Genomic DNA, 21,360 nt, shown 5'->3' on the forward strand with positions numbered 1-21,360 from the left:
GACCTAAGCCCTGTAGCGTACAGGGCCCAGGCTCAAACGGCTTAACGATCACTGTCCAGGTTTTGGGGCGCAGTTCACACTGTAGGAGCGAGCAAAGCTCGCGAAAGAGGTCCGCCTGGCCTCTCTGCCACACGTCATTACAAAAACGCGCAGATACGGTCAGCGGCGGTTTCCAGGTGTTGTTGATGGGTAAAACCTGAGGCCTTCAAGGGCTTTAGGTCGTGGTCCGCGGCGGTCAGCCAGTACAGCTCCACCGCCGAAGGCAGGCTATAACCTTCCACAGTGGCGAGGTTGCCCAGGGCGTCGCGCTCCCCTTGAATGATCAACGTTGGCACCTGCAGCTCAGCCAGGTGTTCAATCCGGGGCTTGTCCGGTTTACCGGCGGCATAGAACGGGTACCCCAGGCACACCAAGGCATCGGCGCCCAGCTCGTTGGCCAGCAAACTGGCCATGCGCCCGCCCATGGATTTACCACCGATAGCCAGGCGCCCGGGCACCACCATGCGGGCCAGGGCGTAGACTTCTCGCCACTTTTCCAACAACCGCGGGGTGGGATTGGGTGGTCGTTTGCTCCCCCCTTCTCGGCGCAAGGCCATGTAGGGAAACTCAAAACGCAACACGTCTACCCCGCCCTTGGCCAACAGCCCGGCCAGGGTGTTCATAAAGGGGCTATCCATGGGCGCGCCGGCACCGTGGGCGAGGATTAGGCAAATACGTTCGTCCTCACTGGCCTCGCTAATGGCGCTATCCCACAACCAGCCGTTTTCTTGAACCCGCTCAGCCCATTCTTCGTTCACTGGACATCCTCCGTAACAAAATTCCCACTGTGCCTGAGCCCGCCGCGCCGCGCCATGGCGCTTACGAGGCGCCTGGTCGCATTGCACGGTGAAACGCCTTCCCCCACACTGCCGCCCGCCGTTTCAGTTTGACGCCGGAACCCTTTATGAATCCCACGCAACACCCCGCGGTTTACAACTACCAGGTGGTGCGCCAGTTCACCGTGGCAACAGTGATTTGGGGCATCCTGGGCATGGCCGTGGGGGTATTTATCGCCGCGCAACTGGTGTGGCCAGGGTTGAACCTCGCCCTGCCCTGGACCACCTTCGGTCGCCTGCGGCCCTTGCATACCAACCTGGTGATCTTTGCCTTCGGCGGCTGTGCCTTGTTCGGTACCTCACTCTATGTGGTGCAGCGCACCTGCCAGGCGCGGCTGGTGTCCGACGCCCTGGCGCAATTCGTATTCTGGGGCTGGCAGGCGGTGCTGGTAGCGGCCGTGATCACCCTGCCTTTGGGCTATACCACCAGCAAAGAGTACGCAGAGGTAGAGTGGCCCATCGCCCTACTGCTGGCGGTGGTTTGGGCGGCCTATGCCTGGTTGTTCTTCGGCACCATCCTGGCGCGCAAGGTACGCCATATCTACGTGGCGAACTGGTTTTACGGGGCGTTCATTGTGGTGATGCTCATCTTGCATGTGGTCAATCACCTCGCCTTACCGGTCAACCTGTTCAAATCCTATTCCCTCTACGCCGGCGCCACCGACGCGATGATCCAGTGGTGGTACGGGCATAACGCTGTTGGGTTTTTCCTCACAACGGGTTTTTTGGGAATGATGTATTACTTCGTGCCCAAGCAGGCCGAGCGGCCAGTGTATTCCTACCGGTTGTCCATCGTGCACTTTTGGGCGTTGATCACCCTGTACATCTGGGCTGGGCCGCACCATTTGCACTACACCGCCCTGCCAGACTGGGCGCAAAGCCTTGGCATGGTGATGTCGGTGATCCTCTGGGTGCCCAGTTGGGGCGGCATGCTCAACGGTATGCTGACCCTGGCCGGGGCCTGGCATACGTTACGCACGGACCCGATCCTGCGCTTTCTAGTGGTTGCCCTGGCGTTCTATGGCATGTCCACCCTGGAGGGGCCGGTCATGGCCATCAAAACCGTGAACGCGCTGACCCACTACACCGACTGGACCATCGGTCATGTACATTCCGGGGCCTTGGGTTGGGTGGCCATGATCACCATCGGCGCCACCTACCACATGGCCCCACGGGTATTTGGCAAACCGGCCATGTACAGCGTAACGGCCATGCACGCGCACTTCTGGCTGGCCTGCGTGGGTACCGTGCTCTACGTAACCGCGCTGTGGGTCAATGGCTTGGCCCAGGGGCTGATGTGGCGCGCGGTCAATGATGACGGCACCCTGGCCTATACCTTCGCGCAAACTGTTCAAACCAGCAGCCTGGGTTATCAGGTACGGCTGTTGGGCGGGGCCTGTTTTGCCAGCGGCATGCTGGTGATGGCCTGGAACCTGTGGCGTACCGTACGCGCGGCGCCTGGGCAGGAGGCACGGGCGTGAACCACCAGCGGCTGGAAAAAAACATCGGCCTGATGGCCCTGATGATGGTGCTGGCGATCAGCGTGGGCGGGCTTACCCAGATCGTGCCGCTGTTTTTCCAAGACATCGCCACCCAGCCCATAACGGGCATGCAGCCGCGTAGCGCGTTGGAGGTTGAAGGCCGCGATGTATATATCGCCAATGGTTGCGTGGGTTGCCATTCGCAGATGGTCCGTACGCTGCGCGCGGACACCGAGCGCTATGGTGCCTACTCCGAGGCCGGAGAAAGCGCTTGGGACCATCCGTTTCTCTGGGGCTCCAAGCGCACCGGCCCGGACCTTGCCCGGGTAGGCGGTCGCTACTCCAATGCCTGGCACGTGGCGCACCTGGCAGCCCCCCGCAGCCTGGTACCTGAATCGGTGATGCCGGCGTATCCTTTCTTGGCGCAAACGCCCCTGGACCCTGGCCAAACACCAGGCAAGCTGCGCGCCTTACGGGCGTTGGGCGTGCCTTACACTGACGCCGACATTGCCGAGGCCAGTGCCGCGGTACAGGGCAAAACCGAGATGGACGCGCTAGTGGCCTACCTGCAAGGCTTGGGCACCGCCATTAAAGGCAGGCCCTGACCATGGACATCGGCACCTTGCGCGGCCTGGGTACGCTACTGGTAGGGGTGAGCTTTGTGGCCTTGTTGATCTGGGCGCTGAGCAACGCTCGGCAGCAGAGTTTCGACGAGGCGGCGCAGCTACCTTTCGCCGATGAGCCGCAGGGGCCTTGCCCCCATGAGTAGCGCCTGGAGCCTGTATATCAGCGTGCTGACGTTGACCACGTTATTGGCCATGGCTTGGTTGCTCCATGCCAGCGGCCGCCCCCCGCCACCCCAAGGCGACAGCACGCCTACCCAGCACAGGTTCGACGGCATCGAAGAGCACAACAACCCCCTGCCCCGCTGGTGGCGCTGGTTGTTCGTAGCAACGCTGGTGTTCGCTGTGGTGTACCTGGTGCTGTACCCAGGCCTAGGCAATTGGCGTGGATTGTGGCCCGCCACTAAGGGCAAGGCAGGTTGGAGCAGCGCCGAGCAGTGGGCACGGGAGCAGGCCCAGGCCGAGGCACGGTACGCCCCACTCTATGCGCGCTATGCGGCCCTGCCGGTAGAAGCGCTGGCCACGGACCCTCAAGCCCTGACCACAGGCGCACGGTTGTTCGCCAACCAGTGCGCAACCTGCCATGGGGCGGACGGTCGAGGCGCGCCAGGCGTTCCAAACCTTGCCGATAACGTATGGCGCTGGGGCGCGAGCGTGGCGGCCATCAAAGCCAGCATCGGCCAGGGGCGGTTCGGTGTGATGCCGCCTTGGGGCGCAGTGCTAGGCGAGCAAGGCAGCCGCGATGCGGCCGCTTATGTGCTGCAATTAAATGCTCGCGCCGCTAGCGGTCACAGTGCCGACGCCGCCAACGGCGAACGCCTGTACGCTCAGTTTTGTGTGGCCTGCCACGGCCCACAGGCCAAGGGCAACCCCCTTATGGGCGCGCCAGACCTTACCCAGGCCGCAGGCTTTATATACGGCGCAGGCTTCGAGCAGGTGCTGATGAGCATCCGCGACGGGCGCCAGGGCCAAATGCCCGCGCAGGCGCCGCTGATGGGTGATGATCGGGTTCACTTGCTTGCGGCCTATGTACTTAGCCTGAGCCTGACGCTCAGTGAGCCCACGCGAACGCCCTCTGACACCGGCGAACCTGCCCAATGAACCTGGTGCCTTTGAAGGACGTTACCCCCGCCGTGCCTCGGCACGTCAGTGGGCCTTATACACAGCTGCGCACCGCCCTGGGCCTGGGGCTGCTCGGGCTGTTTTTCACCCTGCCCTGGCTGCGTTGGGAAGGCGCCCCTCTACTATGGCTGGATGTACCTGGGCGGCAATTGCACTTGGCAGGGGCTAGGTTCTGGCCCGAAGACCTGGGGTTGCTGGCGGGTGTGTTATTGGTGGCGGCCTTCGGCCTGTTCTGGGTAACGGTATTGGCAGGCCGGGTGTGGTGCGGCTACGCCTGCCCGCAAACCCTGTGGACAGCACTGTTCGTGGCAGGCGAGCGCGCTGCCAAAGGGTGGTGGCCGGTCAAGCACCTACTATGGTTGGCCCTTAGCGCCCTCACCGCCTTTACCCTGGTGGCGCTGTTTATCCCTCGGCCAATGTTGTGGGGTCAATTACTCAGCGGTGCCTCAGGCAACGCCACCTGGGCCTGGCTGATAGGGTTAACCCTGGCGACCTATGGCAATGTCGGGTGGTTCCGGTCAAGGTTGTGTGTGTATGTGTGCCCCTATGGGCGCTTCCAGGCGGTGATGTTTGACCCACACACCCCTGTGGTGACCTACCACGCAGCGCGCGGCGAGCCGCGTGGCCGGTACCGTGCCGGGCGGCCCTCCAGTGAGCAGGGCGATTGCGTAGAATGCACCCTCTGTGTGCAGGTGTGCCCGACCGGCATCGATATTCGCCAAGGCTTGCAGATCGGTTGCATCGCCTGCGGCGCCTGTGTAGACGCCTGCAATGGCGTAATGGCAAAGCTACATCGCCCGCTGGGCCTGATCGCCTACGGCCAGCCGGGTCTTAAAAAGAGTGGCCTGCGACCACGGCTTATCGGTTATGGCCTGGTGTTGCTCGCCTGCGCGGCCTTCTTGGGCCATGGCTTGGCCACCCGCCCGCTGTTCTCGCTCAGCGTGAGCAAGGACCGCCAACTGTATCGAGCGCTTGGCGATGACAGGGTCGAAAATGTCTTTACCCTGACCCTCAAGAACAGAGATCGACACCCTCATACCTATACCCTTACCGCCACAGGCCCCGCTGAGCTGGCCTGGCAAGGCGCTAGCCACCTGCGCTTGGCCCCTTATGAAGAGCGCGCACAGGTTATTCGGCTGGCCCTTCCGGCAGCGCATGCCGCCCGCCATGCCTTGATATTCCAGGCCGCCAGTGACGATGCTCGCCACGTGTTGAACGTCGATAGTCAATTCACCGGGCCACTGCCATGAGCGTGCAGGCGTGCGTCACCGGTGGAGCACTGTGCTTCCACTGTCAGGGGCCTGTCGCCGAGGTACTGCTCGAGCGCTACGCCTTTGAGCTGCTAGGCGAGCGTCGGGTCTTTTGTTGCGCCGCCTGCCAATTGGTGGCCGACAGCATTGTCGAGGCTGGGCTGGGCCGGTATTACCAACACCGAGAAAGCTCGCCACCCCGGGTGCCCGCGCGAGGCATCCCGGTAAGCGATGCCCAGGAACTGCCCGCCGAAGTCCTTTATGGCAGTTTTATCAGCCAGGTGGCGGGCCTGGCCAGCATCGACCTGGCGGTTGAAGGCTTGCACTGCGCGGCCTGTGTTTGGCTGATCGAGCGGCGCTTGCACGCCCTGCCCGGCATCGAGCAGGTCCAGGTAAGCCTGGAAGCACGACGCTTGCACCTGGCTTGGCGGCCTGAGGCCTTGGCCTTGAGCGATGCCCTCGAACACCTGCGCCGCGTTGGCTACCGCGCACGGCCCTGGCAGGCCGATGAGGCCGCCCAAGCCCAAGCACACGAGGCCAAACAAGCACTCAAACGGTTGGGGGTCGCTGGCCTGCTGTGGTTCCAAACCATGATGGCGACCATGGCCACCTGGCCGGAATTCAACCTGGGCCTTACCGCCGAGCTGCATGAGATTCTGCGTTGGGCAGGGTTCTTTCTCACCACGCCTGTGGTGTTCTATAGCTGCGCGCCTATCTTCCAGGGCGCCAGCCGCGCCCTGCGCGCGGGCCAGGTTAGCCTGGATGTATCGGCCGGGCTGGCGATCGGCGGCGCTTACCTGGCGGGCATCTATACCACCCTTACTGGCCATGGCGAGTTGTATTTCGACGCTGTAAGCATGTTCGCGTTTTTCCTGCTAGCTGGCCGCTACCTCCAGGCCCGGGTGTGCCAGCGCGCGGCCCAGGGCAGCGCCGAATGGGAAGCGCGCCTGCCCACGACCTGCCTGAAACTGCAAGCCAACGGCCAGGCCACACCGATACTGGTGAGTGCGCTGGCCCTCGGCGATCAGGTGCTGATACCACCTGGCACGCGGGTGCCTGCTGACGGCGTGGTGGTCGAAGGCCAGTCGCGGCTAGACGAAGCATTGCTTACCGGCGAATTCAAACCTCGGCCGTGCGGCCCCGGCGGTTTGGTCAGCGCTGGCACGCTGAACCTGGATCAGCGCCTGCACCTGCAGGTTCAGGCGTTAGGCGGGCACACCAGCCTCTCGGCCATCACCCGCTTGCTACGCGGCGCCCAGCAGCATAAGCCGGCAGCGGCGCAGCTGGCCGACCGTATGGCCAAAGCGTTGCTGCTTGTCTCGCTGGTGGCAGCGCTGGTGGTGGGTGCTCTCTGGGGGTGGCTGGCGCCAGCCAAGGCCCCTTGGGTAGTGCTGGCCCTGCTGGTCAGTACCTGCCCCTGCGCCTTGGCGTTGGCCACGCCCATGGCCCTTACCGCCGCCCTCACCTGCCTGCAAGGGCGCGGGTTGTTGATCACGCGCGGCCATGTACTGGAGGCCCTGCCCCATATCGACACCCTACTGCTGGACAAGACCGGCACCCTCACCGAGGGCAGGCCCTACCTCACCGGTGTGCGCGCACTGGGCAAGCTCACCGAACAACAGTGCCTGACGCTGGCCTGTGCCCTGCAACAAGGCTCGGGGCACCCACTGAGCCATGCATTCAAGCCGGTTGCCCTGTTGGCAGAAGAGGTGCAAGCGCACCCAGGCCAGGGTTTGGAAGGCTTGGTCGATGATCGCCACCTGCGTCTGGGGAGCCCGGCATGGGCTTGCGGCCTGGCCACTGCCATTACCCCTCCCCAGCCCGATGATGAGCAACAATGGGTACTACTGGCCGATACCCAGGGCCCACTGGCTTGGTTCGGCTTGGAAGACCGCCCACGCGAGGATGCTGCAACGCTAGTTGCTCAGGCTAAGCGCCTGGGCTGGCAAGTGATCATGGCCTCCGGCGACCGCTCACCCGCTGTGGGGCGGCTGGGCCTGGCCCTGGGCATAGATAACGTTCATGCAGGCTTGCTGCCGGCACACAAGCTGCGCCTGCTGCAACAGCTGCAAGCCAAGGGTCGCACCGTGCTGGCCTTGGGCGATGGCAGCAACGATGCTCCACTGCTGGCCCAGGCCAACATAGGTATAGCCATGGGTCAGGGGACTGATCTCGCCCGCACCCAGGCCGATGGCGTGGTGCTGAACAATCAACTGACCATACTGCCATACGCGCTCGCCGTGGCGCTTCGCTGCCGACGCATCATCCGGCAAAACCTGGCCTGGGCTATGGCGTACAATGGCCTGATGCTGCCCCTGGCCGCCACTGCGCTGATCACTCCGGCTTGGGCAGCGCTGGGCATGTCTGTCAGTTCATTGCTGGTGGTACTCAACGCCATGCGCTTGCTGCCTGAGCGAGGGCGCCGATGACTGCCTTGTATTATTTGATCCCAGTGGCCCTGCTTATGGTAGCGTTGCTTATAGGATTGTTCTGCTGGGCCGTAAGCAGTGGCCAGTACGACGACCTGGACACCCCTGCCCGGCGCTTACTGCTGGATGACGATTACCTAGACGCGCCTAAAGAAGGTACACCTGGTGATTGAGTGGCTGCCGGGGCTGGTCAGCGCCTTTATGCTAGGCCTGCTAGGCAGTGGCCATTGCCTGGGCATGTGTGGAGGCCTGATGGGAGCATTGAGCCTGGCGGCGGCCCCTGGCCAGCGCGGCCGTTGGCCCCTGATGCTCGGTTACAGCCTGGGCCGGGTTTTGAGCTATGCCCTGGCCGGGCTGATCCTCGGGAGCCTTGGCCTGGTCGTAGCCCACACGCCCGTTATCGCCGCCTTACGAACCTTGGCCGCCCTGCTGCTCATTGCCATGGGGCTGTATCTGGCGGGCTGGTGGCATGGGCTGACTGCCATTGAGGCCTCGGGCCGAGGCCTGTGGCGTTACTTGCAACCCTTGGCGAAGCGATTACTCCCTGTACGTAACCTGGGCCAAGCGCTAGGGCTGGGTGCCATATGGGGCTGGTTGCCCTGTGGCCTGGGGTACAGCGCTTTACTGTGGAGCGCCGCACAGGGCAATGCCTTACAGAGCGCGGTCTTGATGCTGGCTTTCGGCTTGGGCACCTGCCCGCTGATGCTAGCAACCGGATACGCCAGCCAAGGCTTGCGCAACTGGCTAAGGCGCAAGGGGGTACGCCGGGGCGTGGGGCTACTCGTGCTGGGGTTTGGCCTATGGAGCCTGCCAGGTCCGCATCGGCATTGGCTAATGACACTGATGGGCTAAACCAGATGGTACGAATGTTAGCTAACTACCTCTAACAGTTCCCCTTTAGGGTCAGGCCGAGCCCTACCCCTGAAAAAATCGGTTACCCTTGCATTACTGTAAGTGATTCAAGGAATTTCCAAGATGACCGAGCCACTCAAGTTGGGTGCCAGCCATCAGGCTCACTGCAAGGATTGCAGCTTGGCACCGCTGTGCCTGCCGCTGTCCCTCGAACTGCAAGACATGGACGCCCTGGACGCTATCGTCAAGCGTGGTCGTCCCTTGAAAAAGGGGGATTTTCTGTTCCGCCAAGGGGACCCTTTCGGCCCGCTGTTCGCCGTGCGTTCCGGAGCCATCCGCACTTTCAGCCTCAGCGATACCGGCCAGGAGCAGGTCACCGGTTTTCACCTGCCCAGTGAACTGGTCGGGCTAGGGGCCCTGGATAGCGACCATTACCCGGTATCGGCCGTCGCGCTGGAAACCACGTCGGTGTGTGAAATCCCCTTCGAGCGGTTGGAGGAGTTGGCCTCACAGCTGCCTCAGCTGCGTCGGCAATTGCTGCGGTTAATGAGCCGTGAAATCCGCGAAGACCAGCAGATGATGCTGTTGCTCTCGAAGAAAAACGCCGACGAGCGTATCGCGACCTTTCTGGTTAACCTTTCGGCCCGCTTTAGCGCCCGGGGCTATTCACCCAATCAGTTCCGGCTAAGTATGTCTCGCAATGAAATCGGCAACTTTCTCGGGCTGGCGGTGGAAACCGTTTCGCGGGTTTTTACCCGCTTCCAGCAGGTGGGGCTAATTGCCGCACAAGGCAAGGAAGTGCGGATTCTCGACCCTGAACAGCTGTGCGCGCTGGCAGGCGGGTCGATGCAAGGGTAACCATGGCAATCTTAGGCTGGCTATAATGCGCGCCATTGTGCCTGCCGAGATGTACCAATGCCTTTTGACGATTCGTCCCTCAAAGCCTTGATCCGCCCCGTGGTGGACTTCCCCAAGCCTGGCGTGGTGTTCCGTGACATTACCCCACTGTTCCAGTCCCCCAAAGCGATGCGCACCATCATCGATCATTTCGTCGAGCGCTATGTAGAGCAGAACGTTACCCATATTGGCGCCATGGACGCCCGGGGTTTTCTAATCGGGGCGGTGGTTGCCCATGAGCTTAACAAGCCCCTGATCCTGTTCCGCAAACAGGGCAAGCTGCCTGCTGATGTCATCAGCGAGGGCTACCAGACCGAATACGGCGAAGCCTTCCTGGAAGTGCACGCCGACAGCCTGTGCGAGGGGGATTCCTTGGTGCTGTTTGATGACTTGATCGCTACGGGCGGCACGCTGCTGGCGGCGGTCAACCTTACTCGCCGCCTGGGTGCCCATGTGCATGAGGCCGCGGCAATCATCGATCTGCCCGAATTGCGCGGTGGTCAACGCCTGACCGAAGCCGGCGTACCGGTGTTCAGCCTGACCGCGTTTGCGTTGGACGAGCAGTAAGCCCTGATTTTAAATACCTGACCCAGGTTCCGGTCGCGTAGCAGCCTGGCCTGCCAGCGAACGGTTTCACCACCGCGCTGGATCGGGTCGCGGGCAAGCCCGGCTGCTACGGGGTTACTATAGCGTTACATCGCCATGGGCTTGCGCCCGGCGAAGGAGTGGGCCAGGGTGCCGCCATCGACCATCTCCAGCTCCCCGCCCAAAGGCACGCCGTGGGCGATGCGGGAGACCACCAGGCCCTTCTCGCCTAACAGCTGGGCAATGTAATGGGCGGTGGCCTCGCCTTCAACCGTGGGGTTGGTGGCGAGGATCACTTCGGCCAGGGCGCTTTGCTCGGCGATCCGCTCCATCAATTGTGGAATGCCGATGGCCTCGGGACCTAAGCCGTCGAGGGGTGACAAGTGCCCCTTGAGCACGAAATAGCGCCCTCGATAGCCCGTTTGCTCCACCGCATACACGTCCATGGGCCCTTCCACCACGCACAGTAGGCTATCGTCCCGGCGCGGGTCGGCGCACTGTGGGCATAGGGCTTGCTCAGTGAGCGTACGGCAGCGTTGGCAATGGCCTACACCTTCCATGGCCTGCGCCAATGCCTGAGAAAGCCGAGCGCCGCCGCCGCGGTCGCGCTCAAGCATTTGCAAGGCCATGCGTTGGGCGGTTTTCTGACCCACGCCTGGCAGTATGCGCAGCGCGTCAATCAGCTGGCGGATCAGTGGGCTAAAGCTCATCGGTAATAACCTGCAAAAAACAGCGAAGACGCGGGTTATACCCGCGCCCTGTTGGCCGGTCAACGGCCAGGGGTCAGTCGCTGACCTTCACCACCAGCTTGCCGAAGTTCTTACCTTCCAGCAGGCCAAAGAAGGCGTCTGGGGCGTTGTCCAAGCCTTCGACCACGTCCTCGCGGAATTTGATTTTGCCGTCACGTACCCAGGGCACCATGGCGGCAAAGAACTCCGAGTAACGGTCGCCAAAGTCGTCGAATACAATAAAGCCCTGCATGCGGGCACGCTTGGTGAGCAGCATGCGCGGCAGCAGGCTTAAACGGTCAGGGCCTTCGGGAAGCTCCTGGTCGTTGTAATGGGCAATCAAGCCGCACACCGGTATACGTGCGCTGGTATTGAGTAGCGGTAGCACGGCGTCGAACACCTTGCCGCCGACGTTTTCGAAGTACACATCAATCCCCTCCCCGCACGCGGCCTTAAGCTGCTCGGGGAAGTCCTCGGCACGGTGATCGACGCAGGCATCGAAGCCTAACTCGTCCACCACATAACGGCACTTGTCAGCGCCACCGGCTACGCCTACTACCTTGAGCCCTTTGAGCTTGGCGATCTGCCCTACCACGGAGCCCACCGCGCCGGACGCGGCAGCTACGACCAGCGTTTCCCCCGCTTTGGGTTCGCCGATGTAGGTCAGGCCGGTGAAGGCCGTCATCCCTGGCATGCCCAGCACGCCCAGGGCCATGGAAGGTTCGGGAATCCCGGCCGGCAACGGCATCAGGCCCGTGCCATCGGAAATAGAATGGGTTTGCCAGCCAGTGATGCCCACCACCAGGTCACCTTGCTGGAACTTAGGGTTGCGCGAAGCTTCAACGCGGCTGACGGCGCCGCCAGTCATTACCTCGTTGATCGCTACAGGCGCGGCATAGGACGGCGCGTCACTCATGCGCCCGCGCATGTAGGGGTCCAGGGAAAGCCATAGGGTACGCAGCAACACGTGGCCTTCTTGCAATGCTGGGAGGGTTTGGGTTTCAGTGCGCAAGTTATCGGCGCTTGGTTTGCCCTTGGGGCGAGAGGCTAAAACGATACGGCGGTTTTCAGTGGCAGCTGCGGCCATAAGTCAGTGCTCCTTCAATCAAGGGGGATTGAAGGAAGACCGCGCCTGGGCTAGAGCGTTCGGCGCGGTATCCGATGCAGTTAGAACGGCATCTTGAAGCCTGGCGGGAGCTGCATGCCGGAGGTCATGCCCGACATCTTGTCTTGGCTGTTGGCCTCGATCTTGCGCACCGCGTCGTTCACGGCCGCGGCGATCAGGTCTTCGAGTACGTCTTTGTCTTCCTGCATCAGGCTGTCGTCCAGGCTGATGCGCTTCACATCATGACGGCCCGTCATCACCACGCTTACCAAGCCCGCGCCCGATTGGCCGGTCACCTCGGCGTTGGCCAGCTCTTCCTGCATCTTGGCCATTTTTTCTTGCATCTGCTGGGCCTGCTTCATCAGGCCTGCCATGCCACCTTTCATCATGGTTCGGTTCTCCATTGGCGTGCTGTGTCATGTGCCCCGGTTGGCCGGGGCGCTCAAGGGTTCAGCTTAGGGGTTCAATAGTATCGTTGCGCACCGTGGCGCCAAACCGTTCCGCCAACTGGCGGATGAACGGGTCGGCGGCGATGGCGTGTTCTGCCTGCAGCTGGCGCTCGGCGCGTTGCCGGGCGGCGGCCTGGGCGGGGGTTTCCTGCTCAGGGCGAACCAATTCGATTTTGACGGTGAGGCTGCGGCCCAAATGCTGGTTCAGCGCGTCGTTCAGGCGGCGTTGCTGGGTAGCGTTGAACAGCGCGCCCTGTGCTGGGTCCAGGTGCAACAGCCAGGTGTCGCCCTCTACGGCGACCAGGCTGCAGTTGGCGGCGATGCTACCGGTAAGGCCAGAGATCGGCAGCTTGGGGAACAGCTCCAACCACTGCAGGGCCAGGCCCGTCGCGGGCTTGGACGCGGGCGCCGGCTCCGGTGGCAGTTCAGGCTCGGCGGCATGGCTGGCCAGTTCATCCAGGTAAGCGTAGCCGTTAGGGTCTGGCTCGGGCGGGTAATAGTCGTCGTCAAGCGGTGGCTCGTCGTCACGCTGCATGCCGGCAGGCTGATACTCGATGGGCGCCCCGGCGTTATCATCGCGCTCAGGGTGGTTATCCGGCGCTGGAGGCACCGCACTGGCCGGCGTGGGGGCAGGCATCGGTGGCAGATCGGGTGCCTGGGCGCGGGTATCGAGCAACGCCTGGGGTGGCGGCGCGGGGGCATCCATGGGCACTTCCGGCTCGTTCCAGGGCAGGCTAGGGTCGCTTGCCGCCAGGGTTGCCGGCTCGGAATCGGGTTCGAGTTCCGGCTTCGGTTCTACTTTAGCCTCCGGCACAGGCGCGCTCGAGGCTTTGGTCTCGGGCGCAGTGGCAGGTTGCTGCACAGCGGCATCGGCCACCGGCGTGGAGGAATCAGCCGTGGCCTGGCTGATCCCCGCCGGCTTTAGTTGCACCGGGGGTGCTGCCTCGCTGGCCGGGCGGAACGCCAACATGCGCAGCAGCACCATTTCGAAACCGGCGCGCGGCTCAGGGGCCAGAGGCAGGTCTCGCCGGCCAATCAGGCCCATCTGGTAATAAAACTGTACGTCTTCGGCGGGCATGGCCTGGGCCATGGCCAACACCCGTTCGCGATCCCCCTGGCCGTTGTCGACGGCCCCTGGCAAGGCTTGGGCGATAGCCACTCGGTGCAATACGTTGAGGATCTCGGCTAGCACCCCAGCCCAGTCCGGGCCTTGTTCGGCCAGGTGCGCGACGGCAGCCAACAAACCTTTAGCGTCACCCTCTAGCAACCCTTGGATGACCCCGAACACCTGCCCGTGGTCCAGCGTGCCCAGCATCGCGCGCACATCCTCGGCCAGCACCCGCCCTTCGCCAAAGGCAATGGCCTGGTCGGTCAGGCTCATGGCGTCACGCATGGAGCCGTCGGCGGCGCGGCCCAGCAACCAGAGCGCGTCTTGTTCGAAGGGGATGTTTTCGGCCTCCAACACATGGGCCAGGTGCTCCACCACCCGCTCAGGGGTCATGTTCTTCAGCGAGAACTGCAAGCAACGGGACAAAATGGTTGCCGGCAGTTTCTGCGGGTCTGTCGTAGCCAGGATGAACTTGACGTAGGGCGGCGGCTCCTCAAGGGTTTTAAGCAAGGCGTTGAACGAGTGCGTGGACAGCATGTGCACTTCGTCGATCAGGTACACCTTGAAGCGGCCCCGGCTGGGGGCGTACTGCACGTTGTCCAGCAGCTCCCGGGTGTCCTCCACCTTGGTTCGGCTGGCGGCGTCGATCTCGATCAGGTCTACGAAGCGGCCTTCGTCGATTTCCCGGCACACCGAGCAGGTGCCGCACGGCGTGGAGGTAATGCCGGTCTCGCAGTTCAGACACTTGGCGATGATGCGGGCAATGGTGGTTTTACCCACCCCACGCGTGCCGGTGAACAGGTAAGCGTGGTGCAGCCGTTGATTATCCAGCGCGTTGATCAGCGCTTTGAGCACATGGCCCTGCCCGACCATCTCGCGGAAGGAGCGCGGCCGCCATTTACGTGCAAGAACCTGATAACCCATGGAAACCATCATGACCTGAAGCGAGGGACCGCTAATCGTAGCCGAGCAGGGCCTAAAAAGCACTCGCTGGCGCACCTGGCAGTGGGCGGGCAATTTTTCCGGATTGGTCTGATTGTGCCGCTGCGGTTCGCTTAGCACCCTTTTTACCCGTTTAGGACAACCGCAATGACTGCAATTACCTTCAAGCGACGAACGCGCACTGACTGGCTGGTAGTGCACTGCTCCGCCACCCGCGCCAGTGCCGACATCGGCGCCGCCGACATCCGCCGCTGGCACCTTGCCCGGGGCTGGAGCGATATTGGCTACCACTATGTGATCCGCCGCGATGGCACCCTTGAAACAGGCCGTCCCGAAGGCACTGTCGGGGCCCATGTGAGGGGCTTCAACCAAGTGTCGGTTGGCATTTGCCTGGTAGGCGGGCTGAACCCTGATGGCCAGCCCGAGAACAACTTTACCCAGGGGCAGTTCGCTCGGCTGCGCACCCTGCTCGGTGAACTCCAGGGCCGCTACCCTGGCGTCGGGATGCGCGGCCACCGGGATTTTTCCCCGGACCTCAACGGCGACGGGGCGATTACCTCGAGCGAATTCATCAAGGCCTGCCCCTGCTTCGACTTGGCGCAGTGGCTAGTCAACCACCCGCTGGACGATGCTTAGTCGTGGCGTAGGCGCACCGTGTAGTGCGCCTCGATCCCGGTCATTTTCGGTTGAAAGTGCGTATTGGTGATCAGGTAACTCACAACCTTGCCATCCGGCTGGTGATACTCGAGGGTATCGCCGGCCCCGGCATTGAGGGTGACCTCCCAGATAAGCGCCTTGTTCGCTTCGAGCTGCGTCTCAAAAGGGCCAAGGCGGGTGCCGTCGATACGTACGATATAGACCGTATCCAAGGGCGGGCTGAGCGACTGTTCCACGTGCAGGTACTCCAAAACGATTGATCTTTTGCCGAGCGCAGGAATATGAAGCAGCCGCAGAGCCTTGTAAATGCGCGCTGTTACCCGGCCTTGCGGTATCGACGCAAGGCCACGGTAGCACCAAGTGGGCGATCATGGCCTTAGCCACGGCACCAGGCTTGTGAACGTTGGGCTCGCTGGCCAGCGGCCCGACCCATCAAAACTCAGGTACCCTTCCACATAGAACGTTTCATTAAGCTTCAAACGGCTGAGCAAGGCCTTGGGAATGACCAGGCTGCCGTCCAGGCCTATGCCCGTATCCAGCTCGGCGGCCTGTACCTTTCTACCCGCAACTACCGCTTCATCGAGCTCAGCGTTATTACGGTCAACTCCGACCACCCGAATCATCACGCACTGGTAGTCCGTCATCAGGTTCCAAGGGCGCAGCATCAGGGGCGCGCCGGTTTCAGGCACGCGATTCAATGCAAGCTCTACCCCCTGAACCAGAGGGCATTGCACCGTCGGAAAGTTCAAGCCCCGTGAGTCCGTCACTGCCAGTTGCAGGGTATCTGACTGATGGATCACGCCTTGCAGGTCAGTGGTTTCATAACGCACGGGCACTTGGCTATCGAGGTGGGCCGCTATATCGCGCTCGGCGATATCCACGGTAGCCCCCGCGCCGCTGGTGATCGGTACGCGCGCCCCGCCTACCTGCCCTGGCTCACCGAAGATCAATGCCGCTGTTTCGCCAGGCTTGATCACCGCAGTGGCGGGAATGCGTATCTGAATGCCCCCCTTGGCCTGGATTGCCTTCAACGTTTGGCTCGCCCCGCTGCCCGTCGCGCCCACAACCTGGGGCACCGGCAGCACCCGAGGGATCGGGGTGGCCTTCACGGCCAGCTGCACGGTGCCAGATTGAGCTGAATTGCCCGCGTAATCGGTGATCTGGTAGTGAATAAAGCGCGCGCCATCCCCTCGCTCGCGGAAGGTGTCGCCAGGGAATACCAGGGTCATGGGGGGCCGCAGACCAGCCACTGCTTCCTGGGCAACCCGTTCGTTGGCATTGAGGTTACGGTCCAGGTACCAGGTGACCTGGTCCCCCGGGGCCTGGCCCCCGTAGGCCGGCAGCGTGGCGAGAAGCTGGTCGCCATGGGCCTGAAGGTAATCATCGGTCACGTCGCTGCCCAGGTCTGCCGGGAGCAGCGGGCTGGCCGGCGGCGTACCCAGGTCTGGGGGCACCCGGTCCACAGTGACCGTGGCCGCTTCGCCCAGGCTTACGCTGCCGTTGCCCAGGGTCACGTCGTAACTGAGCTGATGTGGCCCATGCTCCAGGTTCAATCCCTGAAGCCCGAACGTTAGGTCGTCTTCATCAAAGTCGCGGTCCAGACGCTCGTCGGCAACCAAGGTGGCGTCCCAGTAGATCCGCACCCTTGGCCCGCTGAGCCCGCCACTTTCCGGCCACATGGGAAGCTTGACCTTTAGCGGAGCAGCGAGGGCTGTCACCGGCAGCAGGTTGATGGCGCTGCCCGGCAGGTCGGGCAGCACGGCCAGTACTTCGGCTGGCGGGAGGCTGGCTTGTTCGCGCGTGTCATTTTGCATGGTTAACCCTTCAGGTGTGCTTTACCAGTTATAACGAAGCCCCACGCTGATGCCCCAGGGTTGTTCGAGGGCATCGCCGTGGGCATAGTCGAAGTCTGCGTTGGCTTGCAAACGGCTCCCAGTGTTCACCGCCACGCCTACACCCAACTCGCCACGGGAGCCGGCCAGGTCATTGTTAAAGCGGTTGCCGTTTACCGAAACATCGTTGCGCTTGGCGAACTCGTGTGCCAGGGCGGCACGCAGGTATGGCTGTGCACTGCGTCCATCGCCCAGGTCCAGGGTACGGCCCACGGTAGCGCCGACCTTGCCCTGCAACGAGCGCGCGTGGTCGCCCTGGGCGGCCAGGCCATTGTCCAGGGTGAAGCTTTTGCCTTGGACGACCAGCGTTGACAGCTGTGTAAAGGGCTCCATATACCAGCCCTGGCTCAGTGCCAGATGACGGCCGAATTCCACCGAGCCACCCATGCCCAAGTTGCTGTAAGCGCCATTGGTGCGCGTGCCATCGCTCAGCGCCACGTCGGCATCGTTGCGAAGCCGATTGACCTTGGCCAATGCGTCGACGTAGTACCCACTGTTCTCGTCTAACCAGGTTGCATACAGCCCGGCGTAATAGCTTTTGACGGTACCGCTGGTGCCCCGCTGCAAGTCCAGGTCGGACTGGCTATACCCGGCCAATACGCCGGCAATCCATTGGCCGTCGCCCCAGGGCAAGGGCGCGTCCGCGCCTAGGGTCAGGCCCTGCTGCTGCTGGCGGTAGCCGATGCCGGAGCTGGCCTGTACGTTGAACTGGTTGCCATAGGCGCGCACCCAGCCGCCAGGGGCCGCGGAGCGCCAGCGCAACTCGCCCATGCGCCCGCGCAGGGCGGTCAGTTCGCCATACCAGACCGTCGGCGCGGTGTTGAACAGCGCCAGCGCCGACGCCGTGCCTGGGCTTACGGTTTTTTCGGAGCCGTCCAGGTACCAGCGCTTGCCGTCATCGGTCGCCAGCTGATAGGACCAGGTGCCCAGGTCTACCCGACCGTTGAGCAAAGCGAATTCGGCGCCGCCATCCGCCGTGCGGGCCAGGTCGATGCGGGTTTGGCTGGCGTCCCCGCCGCTACTGGTCACGTTCAGTAGGTGACTACCGCTGGACGTGCCTGTCACCTCTACAAAATCGGTGAGGCCCGTGGCAAAATCCGTGCGCAGGTTGAACTGGCCACCGATGCCGCCAAGGTTCTCCACGCTCAAGGTGCGGTAGCCGCCGCCCTCGCTCAAGCGCACCACACCCCTATCGAGCACGAGGTTTTTTTGTATCGTGTCGCCCATCAATGACCAGCTGGCACCACTGGCAATGCTCAAATCATGGACGTTTTCCAACTGGCCGGTAAAGCGGGCACCGTTGGCCAGGGCCAGGCTTGCCGTGGCGGTATCATTTGCCAAGAAGTCGCCGACCCAGCTGGCGCCCTGCCCCAGCGACACGGCAAAGGTGGCGCCTTGGCCCGCAAGTAAATTGCCTTCCAGGGCGGACCCGGTGACATTCAAGGTGGCCTGGGAACCGTCGGTGACATCCACAAGGCTGCCGTCAGCGCCTTTGAGCGTGGTGCCGTTGCTCAGGTCAATGTCGGCGACGGCGCTGTTGCCTGGGTAGCCTACCGAGATCGCCGGGCCTGCAAGGCCTTCAACGTCAGAGCCGCTAAGGCTTATGGTGGAGCGATCCGTTGGCGCCAGGCGCTCGGCCACGATGCCGTAGTCCTCGCCCACCAGGGAAGCACCCGTCGCTTCCAGAATCGCGCCGCCCATATAAACCGCCGCGACGCCGGTGCCGGCCACTTGCGTACCTGTGAGGGAAAGCTTAGTGCCGGTACCTATGATCGCACCGAAGTCGCCGCCCACCAGGCTGCCGCCGGTAATCTGGGCCGTGCTGCCCAACTGCAGCTCCAGCGCCGTGGCCTTGCCTTGGACGGCAACGTTGGTGAGCGTTGCCAAACTGTTATTGGTAAGGTCAATACCCGTGGTCGATACGTTCCCCAGAACACTGCCACCCTCTAGCAACAGCTTGCTGCCCTTGACCTGCGCCGAAAGCAAGGTTGCGTTTGTGCCACTAAGGGTAGCGCTGTTGATCACTACATAATGGTCTGCGGTACTGGACTGATCGATGTGCCTGTCTACAGGCACTTCCACGCCCAACGCCACGGGGCTGACACACCCCACCGCTATCACGGCGGCCAAGCGCATACGTGCAGCCAAGGGCTGCTGTCTGAAAATAGTCGGTGTCACAAGAGTACTCCTGAATGCCTCACGGCTTGAGGGCCGAAACAGGCGGCAAGCTTAGAGAAGCCTTGCACGCCCGTATTTCGGAAAACTCTTAAAGCGCTTTCAAGCGACAGTGTGCACAACCGCTGGTGACGGTGAAATCACAAGCGCCAGCGCCTGTATAGAAAGCGGCGATGATATTCTTGGGCGCGGTGGCCACCGCTTGCTTGCTCCCCGCCTTGATGCTGTAGCTCACCTGGATCATCCCTTCTGGCCCACCACTTGGGCCATATTTGTAAGTAACCGCACCGTGCGGGTCATAGGGCACCAACCAGATAAAACCCGTTGTCTGCTCAGCGGTAAGCTTGATGGTTTCCTCCAGCTCGCCACCGTCGTCTTTAGCAATCGGTGTCAGGCTGCCGCCTTCAAACGTCATGCCGCTAAAGCCTTTCCAACTCAGGCGGATCTCATCACCTTCCACCTGGTTATAGGGCGCCTGAGACAGGTCGGGTATCGCAACCGCTATGCAGGGCTCGCCATTGGCGTTCTCTTGCAAAGTGTCACACCCCAGTACCAGGTAGTCTCCAATCCCTATGTCAACTGCGTCCGGGAAGGTGACGGGCACAGCCACCAGAGGTAGCGCCGAAACGTCCACCGTGGTGTCTGGTGACTGCTGGTAATTCTCCACCGGCCCATTGGGCAGGCGAATGCGGTAAAACACCGCTACTGCCGTTTGCGCCAGGGTTTTTTCGATGCTTGACCATGGAACAGGGAATGTCAGCTCATTACCCGGGGTATCGGTATCCTTGACGGTATAGCTTTCCAGCAGCGCCGCCCCCCAGAACAGATCGACAATGTGGTTTTCCTCCGCTTCGGCGTAAAGGGTAAAGGTCAAGGTGGCGGCCTTGCCCAAGTCGGCCTCGGGGATTTGGTTCACCTGGCCGCTGTCACTGGTCACCTTCACCGGTGGCAACTGGTCATTGACCGGGTCCGGCCAGTCGGGGTTTTCAGGGCCTGCCTTGCTCAAGTCCAAGCGCACTGACTTGACAGGCGAAGCCGCCGACTTCCAATCCAACCGTGATACCGTATAACTCACGTCCACGTTCATTTCGCTGGTGGCCTTGCCAAAAACCTTCACCAATACACTCGCCGACACATCGATCAGAGCCTGGAATGCGCCTGGGTTGAGGGTATAAGGGGGCAGGGCCTGGCCACCGAAGGTGACGGCCACCTGGTCGCCGGGTTTCCAGTCGGAGAATTCAGGAATATCGACGTAGACCCCGGCCCACGCGTCGGCCCTGTCGATCACAGGGTCGGCCGCCGGCACCTCGGCGGCTTGCAAAGTACCAGGCAGCGCGCCCAGCACCAGCGTGACCTGAGCGGCCTGGGAAACCGCCGAGGTATTGCCGGCTTTATCAGCCAGCACATAGCCCATATAGAAGCGCCCGTCACCCTTGGCCTTTAGCTTGTCAGCTGGCACCGAGAGCGTGGTTGCGCCTGCTTGTGTCTGGGCAGCATCCAAAAGCAGCGGGGGCAGGTGGCCACCGGTGGGCGGCTCTTTTTCCAGCCATACGTAGACGATGTCCCCTGACGCGTAATCTGGGTAGCCCGGTATGGTCACTGAGAAGCCACCCGTCAGCTCCGCGTCGGTTACCAGGGTCGCGCTGGGCTGCGCGGCCGGTGGATGCTCGATACCCGAGCCTTCATAGGGGGCGATCCGATCCAAACGTACCCGCACAGGCGCGCTAGGCTGAACCGTGCCGCTGTTGATAACCACCGCGACCCGCAGGGATACATCGCCCTCCCAAGGCAACGTGTCGGTGGGGATTTTGTAAGTATGGGTGAGTGCCCCCCTGTCAAGGGTTTCGCGATGGATTTGCTGGTATTCGCTCTCGTCAGGTTTTTTACCAGGGGCGGCCTGCACGATGAAATCAGGCCCCCTCAGGCCACCGGACTCGGCCCACGTACCCGTGATCTCAAGCCCGCCGAGCCATTTGGCGCGGATCAGGGTGAAGTCATTGGTTGGATCGTCCAGGTCCGGGTTCACGAAATAGTCCGTGGCGATTGTCGCTACCGGGCCTGCCAGCGTTCCGAGGGATTCGAGCAAGCGCTGGTGACGGGCATGGCGGGTGGCTGGGGATACGTTCGGTTCGGTGATATTACTCATATGGGCATGCTCCTTTGAGCCCGAGCAGCCCCGATGGGCTGCCG

General features: G+C 62.5%; 20 protein-coding genes. 11 read left to right on the top strand and 9 right to left on the bottom strand.

Annotation, left to right across the window (positions count from 1 at the left end; all coding sequences use genetic code 11):
• Nucleotides 1–137 precede the first annotated feature (137 nt).
• Nucleotides 138–797, bottom strand: coding sequence for an alpha/beta family hydrolase (locus tag ACWKV4_RS07615; RefSeq protein ID WP_483831477.1), 660 nt, complete (start codon nt 795–797; stop codon nt 138–140).
• Between the two features lie 146 nt (nt 798–943).
• Here ACWKV4_RS07615 and ccoN point away from each other — a divergent pair, with 146 nt between their 5' ends.
• The 10 genes from ccoN to ACWKV4_RS07665 all read left to right on the top strand — a co-directional run bounded on the left by ccoN (nt 944) and on the right by ACWKV4_RS07665 (nt 10,096).
• Entirely contained in the window at nt 944–2,356 is a 1,413-nt protein-coding gene (gene ccoN, locus ACWKV4_RS07620; protein ID WP_483831478.1) for a cytochrome-c oxidase, cbb3-type subunit I, read from the top strand.
• A complete protein-coding gene (gene ccoO, locus ACWKV4_RS07625; protein WP_483831479.1) occupies nt 2,353–2,961 on the top strand; it encodes a cytochrome-c oxidase, cbb3-type subunit II in 609 nt (202 codons plus the stop codon). The genes ccoN and ccoO overlap by 4 nt, the downstream gene beginning before the upstream one ends.
• Nucleotides 2,962–2,963: 2 nt before the next feature.
• Nucleotides 2,964–3,125, top strand: coding sequence for a cbb3-type cytochrome oxidase subunit 3 (locus ACWKV4_RS07630; RefSeq protein WP_483831480.1), 162 nt, complete (start codon nt 2,964–2,966; stop codon nt 3,123–3,125).
• Nucleotides 3,118–4,080: a cytochrome-c oxidase, cbb3-type subunit III gene (ccoP, locus tag ACWKV4_RS07635; protein ID WP_483831481.1), complete on the top strand. Its 963-nt coding sequence runs from the start codon at nt 3,118–3,120 to the stop codon at nt 4,078–4,080. The genes ACWKV4_RS07630 and ccoP overlap by 8 nt, the downstream gene beginning before the upstream one ends.
• Nucleotides 4,077–5,351, top strand: coding sequence for a 4Fe-4S dicluster domain-containing protein (locus ACWKV4_RS07640; protein WP_483831482.1), 1,275 nt, complete (start codon nt 4,077–4,079; stop codon nt 5,349–5,351). Before ccoP ends, ACWKV4_RS07640 begins: the two co-directional genes overlap by 4 nt.
• Nucleotides 5,348–7,780 (top strand): heavy metal translocating P-type ATPase, encoded by a 2,433-nt coding sequence (locus tag ACWKV4_RS07645; RefSeq protein WP_483831483.1) that lies wholly within the window; start codon nt 5,348–5,350, stop codon nt 7,778–7,780. Before ACWKV4_RS07640 ends, ACWKV4_RS07645 begins: the two co-directional genes overlap by 4 nt.
• Nucleotides 7,777–7,953: a cbb3-type cytochrome oxidase assembly protein CcoS gene (gene ccoS, locus ACWKV4_RS07650; protein ID WP_483831484.1), complete on the top strand. Its 177-nt coding sequence runs from the start codon at nt 7,777–7,779 to the stop codon at nt 7,951–7,953. Before ACWKV4_RS07645 ends, ccoS begins: the two co-directional genes overlap by 4 nt.
• Nucleotides 7,946–8,632: a sulfite exporter TauE/SafE family protein gene (locus ACWKV4_RS07655; protein WP_483831485.1), complete on the top strand. Its 687-nt coding sequence runs from the start codon at nt 7,946–7,948 to the stop codon at nt 8,630–8,632. The genes ccoS and ACWKV4_RS07655 overlap by 8 nt, the downstream gene beginning before the upstream one ends.
• 123 nt (nt 8,633–8,755) lie before the next feature.
• Nucleotides 8,756–9,490: a fumarate/nitrate reduction transcriptional regulator Fnr gene (gene fnr / locus ACWKV4_RS07660; protein ID WP_483831486.1), complete on the top strand. Its 735-nt coding sequence runs from the start codon at nt 8,756–8,758 to the stop codon at nt 9,488–9,490.
• A 57-nt stretch (nt 9,491–9,547) separates the two neighbouring features.
• On the top strand, nt 9,548–10,096 hold the full coding sequence (locus ACWKV4_RS07665; protein ID WP_483831487.1) for an adenine phosphoribosyltransferase: 549 nt from the start codon (nt 9,548–9,550) through the stop codon (nt 10,094–10,096).
• Nucleotides 10,097–10,221: 125 nt separating this feature from the next.
• On the opposite strand, the gene recR is transcribed toward ACWKV4_RS07665, so the two are convergent.
• From recR to dnaX, 4 genes are all read right to left on the bottom strand, one after another.
• Entirely contained in the window at nt 10,222–10,824 is a 603-nt protein-coding gene (gene recR / locus ACWKV4_RS07670) for a recombination mediator RecR (RefSeq protein WP_483831488.1), read from the bottom strand.
• Nucleotides 10,825–10,897: 73 nt separating this feature from the next.
• Nucleotides 10,898–11,929, bottom strand: coding sequence for an NADP-dependent oxidoreductase (locus ACWKV4_RS07675; protein ID WP_483831489.1), 1,032 nt, complete (start codon nt 11,927–11,929; stop codon nt 10,898–10,900).
• Between the two features lie 80 nt (nt 11,930–12,009).
• Nucleotides 12,010–12,336 carry a YbaB/EbfC family nucleoid-associated protein gene (locus ACWKV4_RS07680; RefSeq protein WP_168081661.1) on the bottom strand — a complete coding sequence of 109 codons (327 nt, stop codon included), beginning with the start codon at nt 12,334–12,336 and terminating at the stop codon, nt 12,010–12,012.
• 61 nt (nt 12,337–12,397) lie between these two features.
• Nucleotides 12,398–14,428, bottom strand: a complete 2,031-nt coding sequence (gene dnaX / locus ACWKV4_RS07685; protein WP_483831490.1) for a DNA polymerase III subunit gamma/tau — start codon at nt 14,426–14,428, stop codon at nt 12,398–12,400.
• A 165-nt stretch (nt 14,429–14,593) separates the two neighbouring features.
• Between dnaX and ACWKV4_RS07690 the strand changes: the two genes are divergently transcribed.
• On the top strand, nt 14,594–15,082 hold the full coding sequence (locus ACWKV4_RS07690) for an N-acetylmuramoyl-L-alanine amidase (protein WP_483831491.1): 489 nt from the start codon (nt 14,594–14,596) through the stop codon (nt 15,080–15,082).
• Here the strand turns inward: ACWKV4_RS07690 and ACWKV4_RS07695 are convergent.
• The 4 genes from ACWKV4_RS07695 to ACWKV4_RS07710 all read right to left on the bottom strand — a co-directional run bounded on the left by ACWKV4_RS07695 (nt 15,079) and on the right by ACWKV4_RS07710 (nt 21,316).
• A complete protein-coding gene (locus ACWKV4_RS07695; RefSeq protein ID WP_483831492.1) occupies nt 15,079–15,339 on the bottom strand; it encodes a hypothetical protein in 261 nt (86 codons plus the stop codon). The genes ACWKV4_RS07690 and ACWKV4_RS07695 overlap by 4 nt on opposite strands.
• Before the next feature lie 132 nt (nt 15,340–15,471).
• Nucleotides 15,472–16,917 (bottom strand): hypothetical protein, encoded by a 1,446-nt coding sequence (locus tag ACWKV4_RS07700; RefSeq protein ID WP_483831493.1) that lies wholly within the window; start codon nt 16,915–16,917, stop codon nt 15,472–15,474.
• A 21-nt stretch (nt 16,918–16,938) separates the two neighbouring features.
• The gene (locus ACWKV4_RS07705; RefSeq protein WP_483831494.1) at nt 16,939–19,173 is read right to left on the bottom strand and encodes an autotransporter outer membrane beta-barrel domain-containing protein; all 2,235 of its coding nucleotides are present in this window, start codon (nt 19,171–19,173) and stop codon (nt 16,939–16,941) included.
• A gap of 88 nt (nt 19,174–19,261) precedes the next feature.
• The gene (locus tag ACWKV4_RS07710; protein WP_483831495.1) at nt 19,262–21,316 is read right to left on the bottom strand and encodes a hypothetical protein; all 2,055 of its coding nucleotides are present in this window, start codon (nt 21,314–21,316) and stop codon (nt 19,262–19,264) included.
• Nucleotides 21,317–21,360 lie beyond the last annotated feature (44 nt).

The sequence above is a fragment of the Pseudomonas artemisiae genome (assembly GCF_057128685.1).

Bases quoted from the DNA above. Each gene is read 5' to 3' on its own strand.
- ccoN (WP_483831478.1), top strand. From the start codon at position 944: ATGAATCCCACGCAACACCCCGCGGTTTACAACTACCAGGTGGTGCGC.
- ACWKV4_RS07630 (WP_483831480.1), top strand. From the start codon at position 2,964: ATGGACATCGGCACCTTGCGCGGCCTGGGTACGCTACTGGTAGGGGTG.
- ccoP (WP_483831481.1), top strand. From the start codon at position 3,118: ATGAGTAGCGCCTGGAGCCTGTATATCAGCGTGCTGACGTTGACCACG.
- ACWKV4_RS07640 (WP_483831482.1), top strand. From the start codon at position 4,077: ATGAACCTGGTGCCTTTGAAGGACGTTACCCCCGCCGTGCCTCGGCAC.
- ACWKV4_RS07645 (WP_483831483.1), top strand. From the start codon at position 5,348: ATGAGCGTGCAGGCGTGCGTCACCGGTGGAGCACTGTGCTTCCACTGT.
- ccoS (WP_483831484.1), top strand. From the start codon at position 7,777: ATGACTGCCTTGTATTATTTGATCCCAGTGGCCCTGCTTATGGTAGCG.
- fnr (WP_483831486.1), top strand. From the start codon at position 8,756: ATGACCGAGCCACTCAAGTTGGGTGCCAGCCATCAGGCTCACTGCAAG.
- ACWKV4_RS07665 (WP_483831487.1), top strand. From the start codon at position 9,548: ATGCCTTTTGACGATTCGTCCCTCAAAGCCTTGATCCGCCCCGTGGTG.
- recR (WP_483831488.1), bottom strand. From the start codon at position 10,824: ATGAGCTTTAGCCCACTGATCCGCCAGCTGATTGACGCGCTGCGCATA.
- ACWKV4_RS07675 (WP_483831489.1), bottom strand. From the start codon at position 11,929: ATGGCCGCAGCTGCCACTGAAAACCGCCGTATCGTTTTAGCCTCTCGC.
- ACWKV4_RS07680 (WP_168081661.1), bottom strand. From the start codon at position 12,336: ATGATGAAAGGTGGCATGGCAGGCCTGATGAAGCAGGCCCAGCAGATG.
- dnaX (WP_483831490.1), bottom strand. From the start codon at position 14,428: ATGGGTTATCAGGTTCTTGCACGTAAATGGCGGCCGCGCTCCTTCCGC.
- ACWKV4_RS07690 (WP_483831491.1), top strand. From the start codon at position 14,594: ATGACTGCAATTACCTTCAAGCGACGAACGCGCACTGACTGGCTGGTA.
- ACWKV4_RS07700 (WP_483831493.1), bottom strand. From the start codon at position 16,917: ATGCAAAATGACACGCGCGAACAAGCCAGCCTCCCGCCAGCCGAAGTA.
- ACWKV4_RS07710 (WP_483831495.1), bottom strand. From the start codon at position 21,316: ATGAGTAATATCACCGAACCGAACGTATCCCCAGCCACCCGCCATGCC.